Origin of the sequence: Acetohalobium arabaticum DSM 5501 (assembly GCF_000144695.1) — a bacterium.
GTDB classification, from domain to species: Bacteria; Bacillota; Halanaerobiia; order Halobacteroidales; family Acetohalobiaceae; genus Acetohalobium; species Acetohalobium arabaticum.
In genome coordinates this window covers 2405810-2423902 of sequence record NC_014378.1, presented here as the reverse complement: position 1 = coordinate 2423902, position 18093 = coordinate 2405810, and the positions used below count along the sequence as shown (strand labels likewise).

Genomic DNA, 18093 nt, shown 5'->3' with positions numbered 1-18093 from the left:
TATAAATGTAAGTTGAGTGGCGAGATAGCTCAGTTGGTAGAGCAGTGGATTGAAAATCCTCGTGTCCCCGGTTCGAATCCGGGTCTTGCCACCATTTTTATTATTAGTAATTAAATATTTTTAGTATATATAAAGAGCTGGCTAATCAATTAGTCAGCTCTTTTCTGATTATTCTGTCTATGTTGGTAAATTAAGCTTCCAGCAGTAATTATTAAAAGAAGACTAATTGCTTGTGCTACGCGAATAGGTCCTAACATTAGACTATCAGTTCTTAAGGCTTCAATGAAGAAACGGCCGATAGAGTAGCCTATGATATAGCTTAAGAATATATCGCCATTATTGATCCATTCTTTTTTTCGCAGCCATAACAGAAAACCAAAAATTAATAGATCCCAGATTGATTCATATAAAAAGGTAGGATGGCGGTAAGCTCCATCAATATACATAGCCCAAGGCAAATCGGTTTTATAGCCGTAGGCTTCTTGGTTGATAAAATTCCCCCACCGTCCAATAGCTTGGCCTAAGATTAAGCTAGGAGCAGTAATATCGGCCATTTTCCAGAAATCAACTTTCCTTATCTTTGTAAAGACTATGGCAGTTAATGTGGCTCCGATCAAAGCTCCATGAATGGCTAGTCCTCCCTTCCAGACAGCTATTATTTCTGAAAAATGCTGGCTGTAGTAATTCCATTCAAAGATAACATAATAGGCTCTAGCGCTGATAATAGAAACTGGAATGGCAAAAATAATTAAATCCAATAATAGGTCTGGATTGAAGTTCCTTCTTTTTGCTTCTTTTAAGGCAATAGTTAAGCCTAGCAAGATGGCTAAAGCCATAATAATACCATACCAGTGAATAGTAAGAGGTCCAATTTCAAAAGCTACTGGGTCTATATAGTTTGGTTTTAGCATGATAAATTTAATCCTCCTCGATAATCTAGATTTAGTTAATATAATAATATATTTTTTTTACTATGTAAAGAAGTTAAGAATTAGAAATTAATTTCTGTATTTGGAATAATGAAAGTATAATGGTATTTCTTATTATATGTAAATGAATAACAGCTAGTAATTTTCTTGTGAAAAAAAGGACTTTTAAAAAGTATCTAGTATTATATTTAAATAAGGTATGTATTATAATTTGTGTATTGATATTTATGTATATTTAAGGAGGAAAAAAGTGAAAAAGACAATAACCCCTACTACAACAATAGAAAGGTTGCCGATTTATTATCGTTGTCTGCAGAGATTAAATAAGATGAATGTTGATATTATATCTTCTCAGGAATTAGGAGATAAGATCGGTATTCCCTCTACTCAGGTAAGAAAAGATTTATCCTATTATGGAGAATTTGGTCGGAGAGGTGTAGGTTATGAAGTGCCTGTATTGTTAAAGCATTTAAGAAAAATATTGGGACTCGATCAGGTTTGGGAAGTGGCTTTAGTTGGTGCTGGTAACTTAGGTCATGCGTTAGTAAATTATGGGGGATTTAGGAAATTAGGTTTGAAGATTGATTATGTATTTGATGCTGATCCCAATAAGATTGGTAAGAAGTTTGCTGGCTTAAAAATCCATGATGTAAGTAAGTTACAAGAAGTGGTCAAAGAGAATGGAATAAAAGTGGGAATTATTGTTGTGCCGGCTGAGCATGCTCAAAGTATTGCTGATGATTTAATTGACGCAGGTGTTGAAGCTTTATGGAATTTTGCTCCTACTCATTTAAAGGTTCCTCAGGAGATTGAATTAAAGGATGAAGATCTATCGATTGGATTAATTAGTTTAGCTTATCATTTATCTCAGGATTAAAAAAACAACAGAATAAAGAGAAATTTTATAAACTTTATATAAATACGATTTGTGGTAAAAAAGGTAATAGAAAAAGCCAAGGTGAGTTTGTATGTCCTAATGGACACAAGTTAAATGCTGATTATAATGCTTCAGTAAATATTGCTCAACGAGCTATTTAAAAGATAGCATACGAGGTAACTCGTAGCTCTTATTTTTTTTACAGTAAGGATGGGCGTAATCTTGTCAGGCGAACCCGTTACTTTCTTTAATCTGAATCACCAATTTGTAGGTTTAAGAAGGTGCAAAACTTGCTAATATTCTTTAGGATATGATGAGCATATCTGAACTTAGCAAGCTTCATCTAAATCTATGATTTGGATGGAGAAGCTGACTAGGTTAAGTTTATAATATTAGTTTAGTGAGATTATTTATATAATGATTTAAAAAATTATAAATATTAAGAGGATTTTTTAATATGTAATATATAGATGAATAATTTGAGGATATATTTGTTATAGTTGGATAATATCAAGGGGGGGTGAGTAGTAAGCTATAGTCTAATAAGTTATATATTTAATTATTGAATAAGTACAGAGAAGCTGCATAGAAGCAAAGATTATAAATAGTTGAGGAGGTACTCTGTAATGGCATGTCAATGTAAAAATTCAGAAAAGAGTAGAGAAGAGTATCTAGCACCATTAAGAGATATTTTAGCAGGTTATAAAATGAAAAAGAAGAATTTGATTCCTATTCTACAGGCTATACAGGAAGAATATGGCTATCTGCCACAGCAGGTTTTAAAAGAATTGTCTGAGAATTTAGGAGTTTCCCTCAGTAAAATCTATGGAGTAACAACTTTCTATTCTCAATTTCATTTAAATCCTCGCGGTGAAAATGTAATTAGAGTCTGTATGGGAACTGCTTGTCATGTGCGCGGTGGTGAAAAGATTCTGGAGAAGATTCAGGAGGAATTAGGAATTGATGATGGAGAAACCACCGAAGATCTTAAGTTTACTTTAGAATCAGTTGCCTGCATCGGTGCCTGTGGTTTAGCTCCAGTAATTATGATCAACGACGATACCCACGGTCGATTAACTCCTGACCAAGTACCAGAAATATTAGCCGAGTATGAATAAGTACAAATGATAACCGAAATTTATTAACCTAACTTTGGAGGTGACTAACCCATGAAATCCTTGGATGAATTAAATGAATTAAAAGAAAAGGTCCAACAAGATCTCAAGACAAGAAAGGCAGACGGCAAGCCTAAAGTAATTGTCGGAATGGGGACCTGTGGTATTGCTGCTGGAGCAAGAGAGATTATGCAGGTGCTGTTAGAAGAGATAGATAAGCGAAAGCTGGATGTAGTGGTAACCCAGACCGGCTGTATAGGTATGTGTGAAAAGGAACCGTTGGTCGATGTTCAGCTATCGGGAAAGAATAGAATTACCTATGGTGAAGTAACTAAGGAAGCTGCTCGGCGGATTATCAGTGAACATGTGGTTAATGGTAATATCGTAGAGGAGCTGGTAGTAGCTAAATTAGAAGATTAATTATCAGGCTTTAAAGGAGGTAATAGATAATGTCAGAGTCTATTTATAGATCACATATCTTAGTATGTGGAGGTACAGGCTGTGTTTCATCAGGCTGTGAAGAAGTACAGGAGGCTTTAAAGGAAGAACTGGATAAACAGGGTTTGACAAATGAAATTAAGATTGTCGAAACAGGATGCCACGGTTTCTGTGAAAAGGGGCCGATCTTAATTGTATATCCTGAAGGAGTATTCTACTGTGAGGTCCAGCCCGAGGATTTAGAAGAGCTGGTAGAAGAGCATATTCTAAAGGGGAGAATATTAGAGAGGCTGCTTTATAAGGAGCCGATGACAAAAGAGAATATTCCGTCCTATCAGGATATAGATTTCTATGAGAAACAGCAGCGGGTAGTATTATCCAACTGTGGTAAGATCAATCCTGAAAGTATTGAAGAATATATTGCTCAGGATGGTTATCAGGCAGTAGGAGAAGTCTTAACAACAATGGAGCCACAGGAAGTAATCGATGAAATTAAAAAATCCGGCCTTCGTGGACGCGGTGGAGGCGGTTTTCCGACAGGCGTTAAGTGGCAGTTTGCTTATGATGCTGAGGGGGATAAGAAGTATATTATCTGTAATGCTGATGAAGGTGATCCAGGTGCTTTTATGGATCGTAGTTTATTAGAAGGGGATCCGCATAAACTGCTTGAAGGCATGATTATTGCTGGATATGCTATTGGAGCAGATGAAGGATATATTTATGTTCGTGCAGAATATCCATTGGCTATTGAACGTCTGGAGAAAGCAATTGATCAGGCTAACGAGCATGGCTTATTAGGAGAGAATCTTTTCGGAACAGACTTTAGCTTTGATCTACAGATTAAAGCAGGAGCCGGTGCTTTTGTTTGTGGTGAAGAGACGGCTTTAATGGCTTCAATTGAGGGAGAACGGGGAATGCCTAGACCTCGACCGCCTTTTCCAGCTCAAAAAGGACTGTGGGGCAAACCGACAAATATTAATAATGTAGAAACTTATGGGAATGTTCCGGAGATTATCAATAATGGTGCTGAAGCTTTTAGTGAAATAGGTACTGAAGATAGTAAAGGAACTAAAGTCTTTGCCTTGACAGGAAAGATCAATAATACTGGTTTGGCTGAAGTTCCTATGGGAATTACAATGAGAGAAATTATTGATGATATCGGCGGCGGTATTGATGAAGGTAAAGATTTTAAAGCAGTTCAGATTGGAGGTCCTTCTGGCGGCTGTCTTCCTGAAGAGAAGCTGGATTTACCAATTGACTATGATTCTTTACTTGATGCTGGAGCAATGATGGGCTCTGGTGGATTGGTTGTAATGGATGAAGATACCTGTATGGTAGATGTAGCTCGATTCTTTCTTAACTTTACAGTATCAGAATCCTGTGGGAAGTGTACTCCTTGTCGAGAAGGTACCAAAAGAATGCTAGAGATATTAGAAAAGATTACTGATGGTGAAGGCACATTGGCTGATATCGATAAATTAGAGAGTTTAGCTGAAACAATTAAGACTGCTTCCTTATGTGGTTTAGGTCAGACAGCACCTAATCCGGTTCTATCAACTTTAAGATACTTTAGAGATGAGTATGAAGCCCATGTTGAGGAACAGACATGTCCTGCCGGTGCATGTGAAGCCTTATTGGATTATAAGATTACCGATGACTGTGAAGGATGTACTAAGTGTGTAGATGAGTGTCCAGCCGATGCTATTAGTGGAGAGGCTAAAGAGCAGCATACCATAGATGTAGATGAATGTATTAAGTGTGGAGCCTGTGTGGATGTCTGTCCATTTGATGCTATAGTTAAGGAATGATTTGGAGGTGAATTGAGTGGAGAGTGTTACTTTAACGATAAATGAGCAGCAGGTTACAGTGCCGGCAGATTATAGTATTCTTGAGGCTGCAGAGAGCATGGATATAGATATTCCAGCTTTATGTTATGATTCTAGTTTAGAAGTAGTTGGTTCCTGTAGGCTATGTGTAGTTGAAATAGAGGGTAGTGATGACCTTAAGGCTTCTTGTGCAACAACAGTAGCAGAAGGAATGGTGGTTCAGACTGAAAGTGAAAAAGTTGTAAGTACAAGAAAAGAGATACTGCAATTGCTGTTAGATAATCATGTTAATGATTGTTTAGTCTGTGAACAAGCTGGCGAATGTCTGCTGCAGGATTATGCTTATAGATATGATGTTAAATTTAGAGAGCATGATGGAGAGACAAGAGAAAGAATAGTAGATACTTCAAGTCCCTACATTTTAAGAGATGAAGCAAAATGCATATTATGTGGTAAATGTGTTAGAGTCTGTGAGCAAGTTTCAGAACGTCAGGTATTGACTTTTGCTGATCGAGGCTTTGAAACTAAGATTGCAGCTGATGCAGATATGACGCTGGAGGAATCAGGTTGTGTTTCCTGTAATCGATGTGTTTCAGTCTGTCCAACTGGTGCCTTGATAGATAAAAGAAATATGGAAAAGCCAAGAAGTTGGGAAGTAGAAAAAGAGGCAATTACATGTAATGTATGTGAACATGGCTGTGAATTCAATCTACTCAAAAAAGACGGTAAAAACATAGGGGTAGAAGCTAAGGCCCCGGGTGAAGGAAGACCGCTATGCTTAAAAGGAAGACTCTGGACAGAATTTGAGAATGTAGAGGAAGTAGAAGAACCATATTTGAAGAAGGATGGAAAGTTTGTTGCAGTTGAATGGAAGGAAGCATTAGAGCTTGAAGAAGTTATGGATAAATTGGAGAATTCGGCAAATTAGAAGCAAAAGTGGAGGGAGGTTTAAATTATAATGGTTCAACTTTCCATTAATAGTAAGGAAGTAGAGGTACCTGAAGATTATACTGTTCTTGAAGCCTGTAAGGAGCTTGGTATAGAGATACCTACTCTTTGTTATAATGAAGTTTTAGAGCCACATGGTGCTTGTAGATTATGTATAGTTGAAGTTGAAGGATTCAGTAACTTACCTACTTCTTGTACTTTAAATGTAGAAGAAGGTATGGAAGTATATACTCATAGTGAAAAGGTAAGGGAAATCAGAAGAAATATTTTAAGTTTATTAATTGCAGATCATCCATTAGATTGTTTAACTTGTGAAAAATCAGGAAATTGTAAATTGCAAGATTATTGTTATGAATATAATGTTTCAGAGCCTATTTTTGGAACTAATGAAAAAGAAGGATTAGAAATAAAAGATAAAAATCCTTTTATTGAATATGATCCCAATAAGTGTATTTTATGCGGTAGATGTGTTAAGGTAGATCAGGAAATTCAATGTTCTGATGCTCTTGAATTTAGTCAACGGGGTCATGAAGCTCAAGTTTCTACTGCTTATGAACAGGATTTGAGTGGTGAAGATTCTGATTGTGTCTTCTGTGGTCAGTGTGTAGAAGTATGCCCAACAGGAGCCCTAACTTATAAGCCTTCTAAGGGGCAAGTAAGAGAATTTGATATAGATAACAAGGTAGAGACGACTTGTCCTTATTGTGGTGTAGGCTGTCAGTTAGAGTTAAATATTAAAGATAATGAGGTAGTTAAAGTTAGTTCGGTTTATAAAGATGGCATACCCAATCCGGCTGGAGAAACATGCATTAAAGGACGCTTTGGATATCAGTTTATTAATAATTCTGATCGCTTAACTAAGCCATTAATTAAGCGTGATGGGGAGTTTGAAGAAGCTAGTTGGGATGAAGCCTTAGACTATGTAGCTGAAAATTTAAGTGAAGTCAAAGAAGAATACGGTAGTCAGGCTGTTGGTAATTTAACTTCAGCTAGGTGTACTAATGAAGATAACTATTTGATTCAGAAGTTTATGAGAGCTGTAATAGGTACGAATAATGTAGACCACTGTGCTCATTTGTGACACTCTCCTACTGTGGCTGGTCTAGCCAAAAGTTTTGGAAGTGGAGCAATGACAAATTCTATTAATGAAGTTGAAACTTCTGATGTAATCTTTGTAACTGGTTCTAATACTACAGAAGCCCATCCAGTAATAGGCAGTAAGATTAAAAAAGCAGTTAACAATGGGACTAAATTAATTGTAGCTGATCCACGTGAAATTGGGCTATCTTCTGTAGCTGATATTGCAGTCAATCAGGAGCCTGGAAGTGATATAGCTCTAATAAATGGATTGATGCATGTCATTATTAAAGAAGATTTACATGATAAGGAGTTTATTGAAGAGAGAACTGAAGGCTTTGAAGCATTAAAAGAAATTGTGAAAGATTATCCTCCTGAAAAGGTAGCAGAAATTACTGGTATTCCGGCTGAGGATATAATTGAAATGGCAAGATTATATGCTTCCGCTGATAGAGGAGCTATATATTATGCCATGGGAATTACTCAGCATAAATCTGGTACCAAGAATGTTACTTCAATTGCTTGTTTAGCTATGTTAACTGGTAATCTAGGACGAGAAGGTACTGGAGTTAATCCTCTGAGAGGCCAGAATAATGTTCAGGGTGCTTGTGATTTAGGTGGACTGCCTAATGTCTATCCCGGCTACCAAAATGTTGATGATTCTGATATTCAGGAGAAATTTGAGACGGCCTGGGGAGCAGAATTATCTGATGAGGTTGGTCTTACTGTAGTAGAAATGTTTAATGCCATTGATGAAGAAGAAATAAAAAGTTTATATGTTGTTGGTGAAAATCCGGTAATTTCTGATCCAAATCAAAATCATATTGAAGAAGCTTTAGAGGAGCTTGAATTCTTAGTTGTTCAGGATATTTTCTTAACTGAAACGGCTGAATATGCTGATGTTGTTTTACCGGCGGCTTGTTTTGCTGAAAAAGAAGGAACATTTACTAATTCAGAGCGTAGAATTCAGCGAGTACGTAAAGCAGTATCACCACCAGGTGAAGCTAAAGCAGATTGGGAGATTGTCTGTGACTTGGCTAATAGAATGGGGTATGAAATGAATTATGAATCACCTGCTGAGGTAATGAAAGAAATAGCTGATCTGACTCCTATTTATGGCGGCATTGATTATGATCGAGTAGAGGATAAAGGATTACAGTGGCCGTGTCCTGACAAAGATCATCCGGGAACTAAGTTCTTACATGAGGGTGAATTTGCTCACGGAAAAGGTATATTCCATCCAGTAGATCATATGAAGCCAATAGAAGAAGTAAATGAAGAATATAATTATATAATGATGACTGGAAGGATGTTGTATCATTATCATACTGGAACTATGACTAGAAATTCTGAATCTATTGATGAGTATGAACCGGATGCCTATGTAGAGATTAATAAGGAAGATGCTAAAGATTTAGGAATAGAAACTGGAGATAGAGTAAAAGTTGCTTCTCGTAGAGGAGAAGTAGAAACCTATGCTAAAGTAGGAGATGTAGTTAAACCAGGAAAGATATTCATGCCTTTCCATTATGCTGAGAGTCCTGCTAATAGGTTAACTAATGATGAATTAGATCCGGAAGGTAAGATTCCAGAATATAAAGTAACAGCAGTTCGAATAGAAAAGGTAAGTAATCAATAAAGAGCGGGATGAATGGCTGGAGGTAGAAAAGTGGCCAGATTAGAAGAAGTTTCTATCATAAGGGCAAGTAAAGAAGGAAGTGAAGAAGTAACTGATTCAGTGGTTGTGGAATTGCCTTTAACTATTATCCTCAATGGCGATGAAGTAGTTACTATGCTCTGTACGCCTGAGAAGATGGATTATTTGGCTATAGGTTTCTTAAAATCAGAAGGACTAGTTACTGACCGAGATGATATAGAAGATATTAAGATTAATGAAGAAGAAGGAATCGTTGAAGTAGAAACCAAACGAGAGACTTCTTCTTTAGTAGAGAAGTTATATGATACAAGAACAATTACTTCTGGTTGTGGTAAGGGAACTGTCTTTTATAATGTAATTGATTCTATGCAGTGTAGTAAAATTGAAGCTGAATTAACGATTGGAGTAGATGAAGCTTTGGAGCTGGTTAAAGGATTACAGCAGAAGGCTGGTTTATTTCAGGAGACCGGCGGTTCTCACAGTTCAGCTCTTTGTAATTCAGAAGAGGTGCTGTTATTTAATGAAGATATTGGCCGCCATAATGCTGTAGATAAGATAGTTGGGGAAACGATCATGAAAGGAATTGAATTGGACGATAAGCTGTTGGTTACTAGCGGCCGGGTTTCTTCGGAGATTCTATTAAAGACAGCTAAACTGGGGGTGCCGATTCTTATTTCGAGGGCTGCTCCCACTTCTCTTACAGTTAAGATGGCTGAAGAGCTGAATCTAACTTTGATCTGTTTTGCACGAAGAAGGAGAATAAATATCTATACGCATGATTGGCGGATTAAGAAATAGACTAAAGGCTCTCGTTATTCGGGAGTCTTTTTTATTACTAAAAAAATTTTGACAAAAACATAAATATTAATTATAATAAATATAAAGTTCAATTATTAATCATGATTACTAAGATGAAAATATCCTACTGATCTTTGTTTAATTGGTTATATGAATCATAGTTTTGAAATGGAGGCTAATTTTTGATGAAGTATTTTGGTGGATTTGATATCGGTTCTCGAACCTGTAAGGGGATTATTATTGATCATTCAGGAGAATTAGTTACTTACCGAGTGATAAAAACAGGACCGGATAATAAAGAACGGGCCAAAAAAATTTTTGAAGAATTACAGGTTGAGATTGAATCTGAAGTAGAAGAAGTTGTTAGTACTGGTTATGGAAGAAATAATATAGAATTTGCTGATCAAGAGATTACTGAAATAACTTGTCATGCCCGAGGGATTAATTTTTTGTTCCCGGAGGTAGAAGTTTTGATAGATATTGGAGGTCAAGATAGTAAAGTAATTGAATTGGATCAGGCTGGAAAAGTGATAAACTTTTCGATGAATAATAAATGTGCTGCTGGAACAGGTAAATTTTTAGAGATGATGGCCTTAACTTTAGATATAGATATTAATCGGCTAGGTGAATTAGCTAAAAAATCAGACGAGCCGATTTCTTTAAGCAATGTTTGTAGTGTATTTGCTGAATCAGAAGTGATTTCCCATCTTCATTCAGGAGTAAAAATAGAAAATATTGTCGGTGGGCTTTGCAACTCAGTTGCTAATCAAATTATGAAGCAGGTTAAAAGTATTGGGAAATCGGAATCTATAGCCATGAGTGGAGGAGTAGCTAAAAACAGTGGAGTAGTCAAGGCTTTAGAGAAAAAATTGAACCAAAATCTTAAAGTAGCTGATAAACCACAGCTAGTGGGAGCTTTAGGGGCTGCTTTGTTGGCCCGTGAGAGAAGTTAAAAATTTGGGGAGTAGATAAGAAATATTTATAAAGAATATAATATATGCTCAAGGAGGAAAAATTAATGGCTAAACATTATGACATGTGGGAAAGTTTAGGAATGGATGTGGAAAAACATGATGATTTTTTAGAGCCGTTACCAGAAGTTTACGAAGAAGTTTATCTTAGTCAGGATAATCGACCAGCAGGAATGGATTATTTTGATTTTGTAGTTGATGATATTCATGGAATTAGAGTAAAGGAATTAGTTGAAGAAAAAGAGGCTGGCAATCCGGTAATTTCTTCATTTTGTGTGTTTGTACCTGATGAATTAGTTACTGCTGCAGGAGGAGCTAGTATAGGTCTTTGTGCAGGGGCTCAATTTCCTATTGAGGCGGCTGAACAAGAGCTGCCTAACAATGACTTATGTCCGTTAATTAAATCTTCATTAGGGTTTAAAATGGATAAAATTTGTCCTTATTTTGAAGTATCAGATTTTGTAGTAGGAGAAACAACTTGTGATGGGAAGAAAAAGGCTTGGGAGATACTAGATGAAGAAATTCCTACTTATGTGATGGAATTACCACAAACTAAATCAGATGCTGCTCGTGAATTATGGAAGTCAGAAATTAATCGTTTTAAAGAACATATTGAAGAAACTAGTGGTAGAGAAATTAAGGCGAAAAAAGCAGCTGAGGCTATTGAATTAATTAATAAAAAACGTGATGTGCTACAGCGATTATATGATACTAGAAAAGCAGATCCAGTTCCAATTAGTGGTAAAGATGCTTTATTAATTACCCAGTTAGCCTTTTTTGATGATCCAGAACGATTTATTGAAAAGACTAGTACACTTTGTGATGAGTTAGAAAATAGAATTGAGGCTGGAGAAGGTATAGCAGATGAAGATGCACCTAGAATTTTAGTTGCTGGAACTCCTATGCCGTTACCTAGTTGGAAGATCCATAACTTGATTGAAAGTAATGGTGGGGTTGTAGTTTGTGAAGAGACTTGTACAGGAACTCGTTATTTTGAAAACAAGGTACCAGAAGGTGGAGAAACTTTAGAAGAACAGATTGATAACTTAACAGAAAGAGCAATGAATATTAATTGTGCTTGTTTTACTCCTAATGATGATCGGGTTGATGATATATTAAGATTAGCTGAGGAGTATGATGTTGATGGTGTGATTTATTATAATCTACAATTCTGTCAGACTTATAGTATGGAATATAAAAAGATTTCGCAAGCTTTAAAGGAAGAAGATATTCCAGTTACTCAAATTGAAAGTGACTTTAGTGATAGTGATACTGGCCAGTTAAATACTCGAATTGAGGCTTTTTTAGAAATGATTCAAGGTTAGGTTGTATTATTGCTTAAAAAGATGCAGGCTTAGACTATAGAGTAGTATAAGGGCAAATTCTAAGATAAAAGGAGTTTCATAATATTATGAAACTCCTTTTGATAATTAGAAGGATGAGATAAAAAGAAATCTTATAATTATAGGAGGGAATAATAATGAATCAAAAACAAGAAAAATTAGTTAAAGAAGCAAGAGAGAAGGCAGAAGAATATTTTAGAAGAGGGGATTTTTTCTGTTCAGAATCTGTATTAACTACAATTAATGAGCTAGTAGGAGAAGAAATGCCACCTGAAATGGTTAAGTTAGCTTCTGGTTTTCCAGTTGGAATTGGAAAGTCTAAATGCTTATGTGGGGCAATTAGTGGAGGAGTTATGGCTTTAGGACTTAAGTATGGTCGAACTGAACCAGGAGCGCCTATGCCTGAGGAATGTTTTCCAGCTAGTGCTGACTTACATGATTATATTAAAGAGGAGTATGGTTCTACTTGTTGTCGAGTTTTGACTAAAGATTTTGCTGAATTTGATAGTCCCGAGCGAGCTGAACACTGTATTCAAATAACTGGTGAAGTAGCTGCTTGGGTAATGGAAAGATTTATTGTCGATGGAGTGATTGAGTAAATGAAGAAGGTTAAGATGACTAATATTTTTAAACAAATCCCAATTCCGATAGCAGGTTTGATGCTTGGACTGGCTGGTCTAGGGAATTTAATTCGTCCTTATGGTAGTCAATATCGATATATAGCTGGAATATTATCTACACTAATAGCTGTGCTTTTAGTTATACGATTTCTTATTGACCGTGAAAATTTTTTAAAGGAGTTGGAAAATTCTATAGTAGCAAGTGTAGCTCCTACCTTTTCTATGGGAATTATGATTTTAGCTAGTTATATTATTAAGCTTTCTTTTCCATTGGCTTTGTATATTTGGTATGGTGGGATAATTCTTCATGGTTTGTTGATTATCTCATTTTCTAGTCGTTTTATTTTGAACTTTGATATTAAGCAAGTATTTCCTAGTTACTTTATCGTTTATGTAGGAATAGTAGTTGCTAGTGTAACTGCTCCTGCTTTTAATCATATTCTGTTAGGCCAGTCAATCTTTTGGTTTGGGTTTATTAGTTATATGATTTTACTTCCAGTAGTTAGTTATCGAGTTTTCTGGATTAAAGAGATTAAAAAGCCAGCATTACCTACCATTTCTATCTTTACAGCTCCGGCAGGGCTTTGTTTAGCTGGGTATATGAATGCTTTTCCAGAAAAAAATTTATTATTGGTAGGTTGGCTAACAGTATTGACCTTGATAATGGCAACGGGAGTTGTTATTTATCTTCCTAGAATGCTTAAAGTTGGGTTTTATCCTAGTTTTTCTGCTTTTACTTTTCCCTTTGTTATAACGGCAATAGGTTTAAAATTAACTATAAAATTTTTAGAAGAGCAGTTTGGTAATCCTTTACTTGGTTATTCTGCTCAGATCATGGAAGTTTTATCAATTATTTTAGTTTTATTTGTTTTATTTAAATACTTAGGTTATTTTTATCGTAATTGGAATCGACAACAGAGTCAGGAAACAGAAGTAGCTTAATAAGATCATTGAAAAGGAGAAAGATATAAATTTCATATAACTTAACAGAACTTTAATATAGAGTATGTAAAGTTACCTTCATTAATTACTATAATTGATAGTGTAGATTATTTTGAGCAGAGTGAAGTATTTGGAGAATTTTTTGAAGATCAAATAGTTAATGCTTCGACTTTGCTATTAAGCAAGAGTCAGTTTGTAGATGAAGAAAAGATTATCAATATAATTGATTCTCTAAGACAGTTAAATGCAAAGGCCAATATAATAACAAAAGATTGGAATAAATTATCTTTAAATAAATTAAAGTTACTTTTAAAAAAAGAAAAAGTAGATTTTCAAGATATATTTTATAGTCAAGATGATTTTTCCAGTAAAAAAGAAATCGATTAATAAAAATAATTTTATAACAACTAGTAAAGTATGCTTTATAGGTAAGAGGTTGAATAAAGGAAAACTTGAAGAGCTTTTTAGGATAAAGTAAACAGGTGATAAAATAATTTTGTCTCTCTTACTATTTTATCCTGCAGAATAGGCTAAGATTAAGGATGTGGAATAATGAAGCTAGGATTAATAGGTTCATGTATTAAGTTAGGAACTCCTATAGATTTTCCCTGTCCTAATTTAGAAGAGATGAAAGAAAAGATAGCTCAAGAAGATATTACAGTTATCGACTGGACTCATTATAGTACATTTAAAGAAATTTTATTAAATAGATTCAAGACTACACAATTAAGTAATTTAGATAGATTTTTTACTAAGGGGTTGAATATTTAGTGAAAGTAGCAATTATTAGGTGTCTAAAAAAGGAAGATGAATGTATTGCTAAACCATGTTTAGACTTAATTAAAGAGCGAAAGAAAAAATTTAAAGATCTAAAAGAGATAGAGTTAGTAGGAATGGTTACATGTGGTGGTTGTCCAGGTAAGGGGATAAGTATTAGAGCTCAGAAGCTAATTGATGAAGGAGCAGATAAAATAATACTAACCTCTTGTATTACTGATAGTAGTTGTAGAGATGCCCCTTGTCCTTATCTAGATACAATTAAGTCTTCTTTATCTAATATTATTGAGGAAAGAAAAATTATTTTTTCTACTATTTGATAGGAGGTAATGAAATGAGGAGAAAAACTTTATTAGTAACAATCTTATTTTTAGTAATGGTACTTGCAGTAAGCACAGTAACAATGGCCGGATTTTTTGATTGGTTTACAGGTGGTAGTGAATTTAAGTATTATTCCCCTAAAAAGTTAAAGCAAAGTATAGAGCAAGAGAAAGAATTTCTATTAGTTGATATTCAACCACAGGAGGACTTTAATAATCATCATATTAAAGGGGCTATTGGTACATATGCTTATCCAGTGAAATCAAAGCAAGATAAAGCTAAGTTAGATAGAATATTAACCCAGCTTAAAAAGTCAGATGATGATATTGTAATTGTCTGTCCTCGTGGTGGTGGAGGAGCAGAAAGAACTTATCAGTATCTCTCTTCTCAAGGTATTAAAGAAAAGAGACTTTATATTTTAGAGAATGGACAAGCTGGTTGGCCATATGAGCAATTAGTAGTTGATGAAAAATTAGCTACTATCTCTACAGAAAAGTTAGCAACTCAATTAGGAACTCAAGATTTAGTAGTAGTTGATGTTCGTAGTGATGCTGCTTATAATGGTTGGAAATTAAAAGATGAGACAAGAGGTGGACATATTAAAGGTGCAGTACATTTTCCAGTATCCTGGCTTGAATTACTAGAAAATGAAGAGTTAATAGATACTCTAAAAAATAAAGGAGTTACATCAGATAGAAAAATTGTAATTTATGGTTATAAAGATTCTCAAAGTAAAAAGTTAGGACTGTTTTTAAAAGATGAATTAGATTATAAAGATGTAGCAATTTATAAGAATGGAATAGTTAAGTGGAGTGCTAATAATGATCTTCCAATGGATAAACTGCCAAACTATTCAAAACTTGTTTCTCCTAATTGGGTTAAGGATTTAATTGATGGTAAAGATCCAGCAACCTATGATGGAAGAGATTTTGTAATAATTGATACTAACTATAAAAAGTTTGGTCACTATAAAAAAGGGCATATTCCAACTTCTATATATGTTGATACTAATGAAATTGAAGGACCACCGTTGTGGAATATAGTCTCTGATGCCAAATTAAAAGAACTTTTTAAAAAGACAGGTATAACTAAAGATACATTAGTTGTTGTATATAGTGAAGAGCCTATGGCTGCAGGAAGATTGATTTCAGTACTTATGTATGCTGGAGTAGAAGATGTTAGAATGTTAGATGGTGGATACCAGGCTTGGGAAAGAGCAGGTTATTCATTAGAAAAAGGAGTGAATGAATGGCAAGTAGGAGGCTATCAAGTTTGGAAGAAAACTGGACATTCTTTAAAAAAGGAAATAAAAGAATGGCAAACAGGAGCTGATTTTGGAGCTAGGATTCCAGTTCATCCAGAATATTATATCAACGTCCCCCAAGCAAAGGAATTACTTAAAGATCCTAATGGTAGATTGGTAGCAGTTGTTTCTTGGGATGAATATATAGGCAAAAATAATGGTGGATATTCTTATTTTGATGAAAAAGGACGTATTCCAGGTTCTGTCTGGGGACATGGTGGTTCAGATGCATACCATTCTGAACATTTTGTTGATCCAGATTGGACTATGAGGAGTTATCCAGAAATAGAAAAGATGTGGGCTGACTGGGATATTAATCCTGAAAATGAATCTGCGTTTTTCTGTGGAACAGGATGGAGAGGTGGACTTGCTATGTTTGATGCTTATTTAATGGGCTGGAAAAATATATCAGTATTTGATGGTGGTTGGTATGAATGGAGTAGAAATCCTGAAAATCCTGTAGAGTTTGGAGATCCAAGAAAAGAGTGATTAAAGAGTATAAATTATTTATATATACAATATAAGATTTAATAAAAAAGGAGTAAATATAAAAAAACATAAGGAGATTTTAGTAATCATATAGAGATGGTGATGTTTTAATCACTATAGATTAAAAATTTAGGAGGGAATAAAATGAACAAGAAAAGTTTATTAGTAACAATTTTAGCTTTGACTATGGTAGTAGCAATGACGACAGCAACAATGGCAGGATTTTTTGATTGGTTATCTGGAGATGGTGATGTAAATAAGAAGAATGAAAAGGTTATAACAGTGGGAACAGGGGGTACTTATAATCCGTGGTGTTTTAAAAAGAATGATAAACTGCAAGGATTTGAAGTTGATGTATGGAATGAAATAGCTAAAAGAACTGGTTATAAAGTTGAATTTAAAGTATCTCAATTTAGTGGATTAATGGGGATGTTGGATGCTGGTAAAATAGATACTGTTGCTCATCAAATGTCTATTACTCCAGCAAGAAGTGAAAAGTATAATTTCACAACACCTTATGCTTATAGTAAATATGATTTTATAATAAGAAAAGATAGTTCTTATAAAACTCCTGAAGATTTAAAAGGTAAAAAAGTTGGGGCTTGGTTAGGTGGAAATGGTGAAAGAACCCTAGAAAAGTTAAATAAAAAGAGAAATCTTAATTTAAATATGAAACTTTATGATGGAGCTCCTTTAGAGAAGTTAGTGGAAACAGGAAGACTTGATGCTTGTTGGCAGGCAGCAATTAAGTCTCAAACTGTTATTGAACAAGGAAATTTAGATTTGCAGTTAATGGGAGCAAACACGAAAGTAGGTACGGAAGTAAATGCTTATCCATTTGTTAAAGGTACTGATAGTCAAAAAATAATAGAAGAAATCAATAAAGTAATTAAAGAAATGCATAAAGATGGTACATTATCGAAGCTATCTATGAAATGGTTTGGTCTTGATACTACTCAAAAATAAAAGTTTAATAAGTGGGGTTTATAATTATGCAGTCTTTTAGTTTTGATTTTGCTTTAAATTTATTTCCATTAATGCTTAAGAGATTAAACATAACACTGGGCATGTCATTACTATCTTTGTTATTTGGAATAATAATAGCAATAATTATTGCTATTATTATTCAAACAAAGGTAAAAATTTTATATCCTCTTACAAAAGTTTATGTTTCTTTTTTCAGGGGAACGCCCTTGATTACTCAATTGTTTTTCTTGTATTTTGGTCTGCCTCAATTAATTCCGGTTTTAAAGGAAGCAAGTGGTTTTACTATTGCAATAATGGGGCTTAGCCTTAATTCAGGTGCGTATATGTCTGAAGCTATTAGAGGAGCTATATCTTCTGTGGAGAAAGGACAAATGGAAGCAGCTTTATCTGTGGGAATGACTTATCTGCAAGCAATGAAAAGAATTATTTTACCTCAAGCAGCAAGAGTTGCTATTCCAGCACTGTCTAATAGCTTTATAAATATTATAAAGGGTACAGCTTTAACCTTTACAATAGGAGTTACTGAAGTTATGGCTACAGCTCAAATGGAAGGAGCAGCAGCTTATAGATACTTTGAAGCTTTTACTAATGTTATAATTATATATTGGGGTATTGTGCAATTATTTAGTTATCTACAGAAAAAGTTAGAAATAAAGATGAATAAGGCTTATTAGG

At 34.7% G+C, this 18093-nt stretch carries 19 protein-coding genes and 1 tRNA gene; 19 read left to right on the top strand and 1 reads right to left on the bottom strand.

Annotation, left to right across the window (positions count from 1 at the left end):
* The first annotated feature begins 18 nt into the window (after positions 1 to 18).
* Positions 19 to 94 (top strand) — tRNA-Phe (locus acear_RS11715).
* Between the two features lie 55 nt (positions 95 to 149).
* Here the strand turns inward: acear_RS11715 and lgt are convergent.
* Positions 150 to 911, bottom strand: a complete 762-nt coding sequence (gene lgt / locus acear_RS11710; RefSeq protein ID WP_013279228.1) for a prolipoprotein diacylglyceryl transferase — start codon at positions 909 to 911, stop codon at positions 150 to 152.
* Between the two features lie 268 nt (positions 912 to 1179).
* On the opposite strand from lgt, the gene acear_RS11705 reads away from it, so the two are divergent.
* The 18 genes from acear_RS11705 (at position 1180) to acear_RS11620 (ending at position 18092) form a co-directional block, all read left to right on the top strand.
* Positions 1180 to 1806 carry a redox-sensing transcriptional repressor Rex gene (locus acear_RS11705; protein ID WP_013279227.1) on the top strand — a complete coding sequence of 209 codons (627 nt, stop codon included), beginning with the start codon at positions 1180 to 1182 and terminating at the stop codon, positions 1804 to 1806.
* The gene (locus acear_RS13055; RefSeq protein ID WP_083771398.1) at positions 1794 to 1967 is read left to right on the top strand and encodes a zinc ribbon domain-containing protein; all 174 of its coding nucleotides are present in this window, start codon (positions 1794 to 1796) and stop codon (positions 1965 to 1967) included. The genes acear_RS11705 and acear_RS13055 overlap by 13 nt, the downstream gene beginning before the upstream one ends.
* Before the next feature lie 465 nt (positions 1968 to 2432).
* Positions 2433 to 2924, top strand: coding sequence for an NADH-quinone oxidoreductase subunit NuoE (gene nuoE, locus acear_RS11700; protein ID WP_013279226.1), 492 nt, complete (start codon positions 2433 to 2435; stop codon positions 2922 to 2924).
* A gap of 51 nt (positions 2925 to 2975) precedes the next feature.
* On the top strand, positions 2976 to 3341 hold the full coding sequence (locus acear_RS11695) for a (2Fe-2S) ferredoxin domain-containing protein (RefSeq protein WP_013279225.1): 366 nt from the start codon (positions 2976 to 2978) through the stop codon (positions 3339 to 3341).
* Between the two features lie 29 nt (positions 3342 to 3370).
* Entirely contained in the window at positions 3371 to 5167 is a 1797-nt protein-coding gene (nuoF, locus tag acear_RS11690) for an NADH-quinone oxidoreductase subunit NuoF (RefSeq protein WP_013279224.1), read from the top strand.
* A gap of 16 nt (positions 5168 to 5183) precedes the next feature.
* Positions 5184 to 6113, top strand: a complete 930-nt coding sequence (locus acear_RS11685; protein ID WP_013279223.1) for an NADH-quinone oxidoreductase subunit G — start codon at positions 5184 to 5186, stop codon at positions 6111 to 6113.
* Positions 6114 to 6143: 30 nt separating this feature from the next.
* The gene (fdhF, locus tag acear_RS12885; RefSeq protein ID WP_013279222.1) at positions 6144 to 8849 is read left to right on the top strand and encodes a formate dehydrogenase subunit alpha; all 2706 of its coding nucleotides are present in this window, start codon (positions 6144 to 6146) and stop codon (positions 8847 to 8849) included.
* Positions 8850 to 8879: 30 nt separating this feature from the next.
* Positions 8880 to 9665 (top strand): formate dehydrogenase accessory sulfurtransferase FdhD, encoded by a 786-nt coding sequence (fdhD, locus tag acear_RS11670; RefSeq protein WP_013279221.1) that lies wholly within the window; start codon positions 8880 to 8882, stop codon positions 9663 to 9665.
* A gap of 185 nt (positions 9666 to 9850) precedes the next feature.
* Positions 9851 to 10618 carry an acyl-CoA dehydratase activase gene (locus tag acear_RS11665; RefSeq protein WP_013279220.1) on the top strand — a complete coding sequence of 256 codons (768 nt, stop codon included), beginning with the start codon at positions 9851 to 9853 and terminating at the stop codon, positions 10616 to 10618.
* Positions 10619 to 10683: 65 nt separating this feature from the next.
* Positions 10684 to 11961 carry a double-cubane-cluster-containing anaerobic reductase gene (locus acear_RS11660; protein WP_013279219.1) on the top strand — a complete coding sequence of 426 codons (1278 nt, stop codon included), beginning with the start codon at positions 10684 to 10686 and terminating at the stop codon, positions 11959 to 11961.
* 155 nt (positions 11962 to 12116) lie between these two features.
* Entirely contained in the window at positions 12117 to 12578 is a 462-nt protein-coding gene (locus tag acear_RS11655; RefSeq protein ID WP_013279218.1) for a C-GCAxxG-C-C family protein, read from the top strand.
* 15 nt (positions 12579 to 12593) lie between these two features.
* Positions 12594 to 13541, top strand: a complete 948-nt coding sequence (locus tag acear_RS11650; protein WP_013279217.1) for a TDT family transporter — start codon at positions 12594 to 12596, stop codon at positions 13539 to 13541.
* A gap of 57 nt (positions 13542 to 13598) precedes the next feature.
* Positions 13599 to 13928, top strand: coding sequence for a GTP-binding protein (locus acear_RS13050; RefSeq protein WP_148217770.1), 330 nt, complete (start codon positions 13599 to 13601; stop codon positions 13926 to 13928).
* A gap of 165 nt (positions 13929 to 14093) precedes the next feature.
* Positions 14094 to 14312: a hypothetical protein gene (locus acear_RS11640; protein ID WP_041667395.1), complete on the top strand. Its 219-nt coding sequence runs from the start codon at positions 14094 to 14096 to the stop codon at positions 14310 to 14312.
* Entirely contained in the window at positions 14312 to 14638 is a 327-nt protein-coding gene (locus tag acear_RS11635) for a CGGC domain-containing protein (protein ID WP_013279216.1), read from the top strand. Before acear_RS11640 ends, acear_RS11635 begins: the two co-directional genes overlap by 1 nt.
* A gap of 14 nt (positions 14639 to 14652) precedes the next feature.
* Complete coding sequence (locus acear_RS11630; protein WP_013279215.1) at positions 14653 to 16431, top strand: rhodanese-like domain-containing protein; 1779 nt, start codon at positions 14653 to 14655, stop codon at positions 16429 to 16431.
* Positions 16432 to 16575: 144 nt separating this feature from the next.
* Positions 16576 to 17397, top strand: coding sequence for a transporter substrate-binding domain-containing protein (locus tag acear_RS11625; protein ID WP_013279214.1), 822 nt, complete (start codon positions 16576 to 16578; stop codon positions 17395 to 17397).
* A gap of 26 nt (positions 17398 to 17423) precedes the next feature.
* On the top strand, positions 17424 to 18092 hold the full coding sequence (locus acear_RS11620) for an amino acid ABC transporter permease (protein WP_013279213.1): 669 nt from the start codon (positions 17424 to 17426) through the stop codon (positions 18090 to 18092).
* Position 18093: the final 1 nt, after the last annotated feature.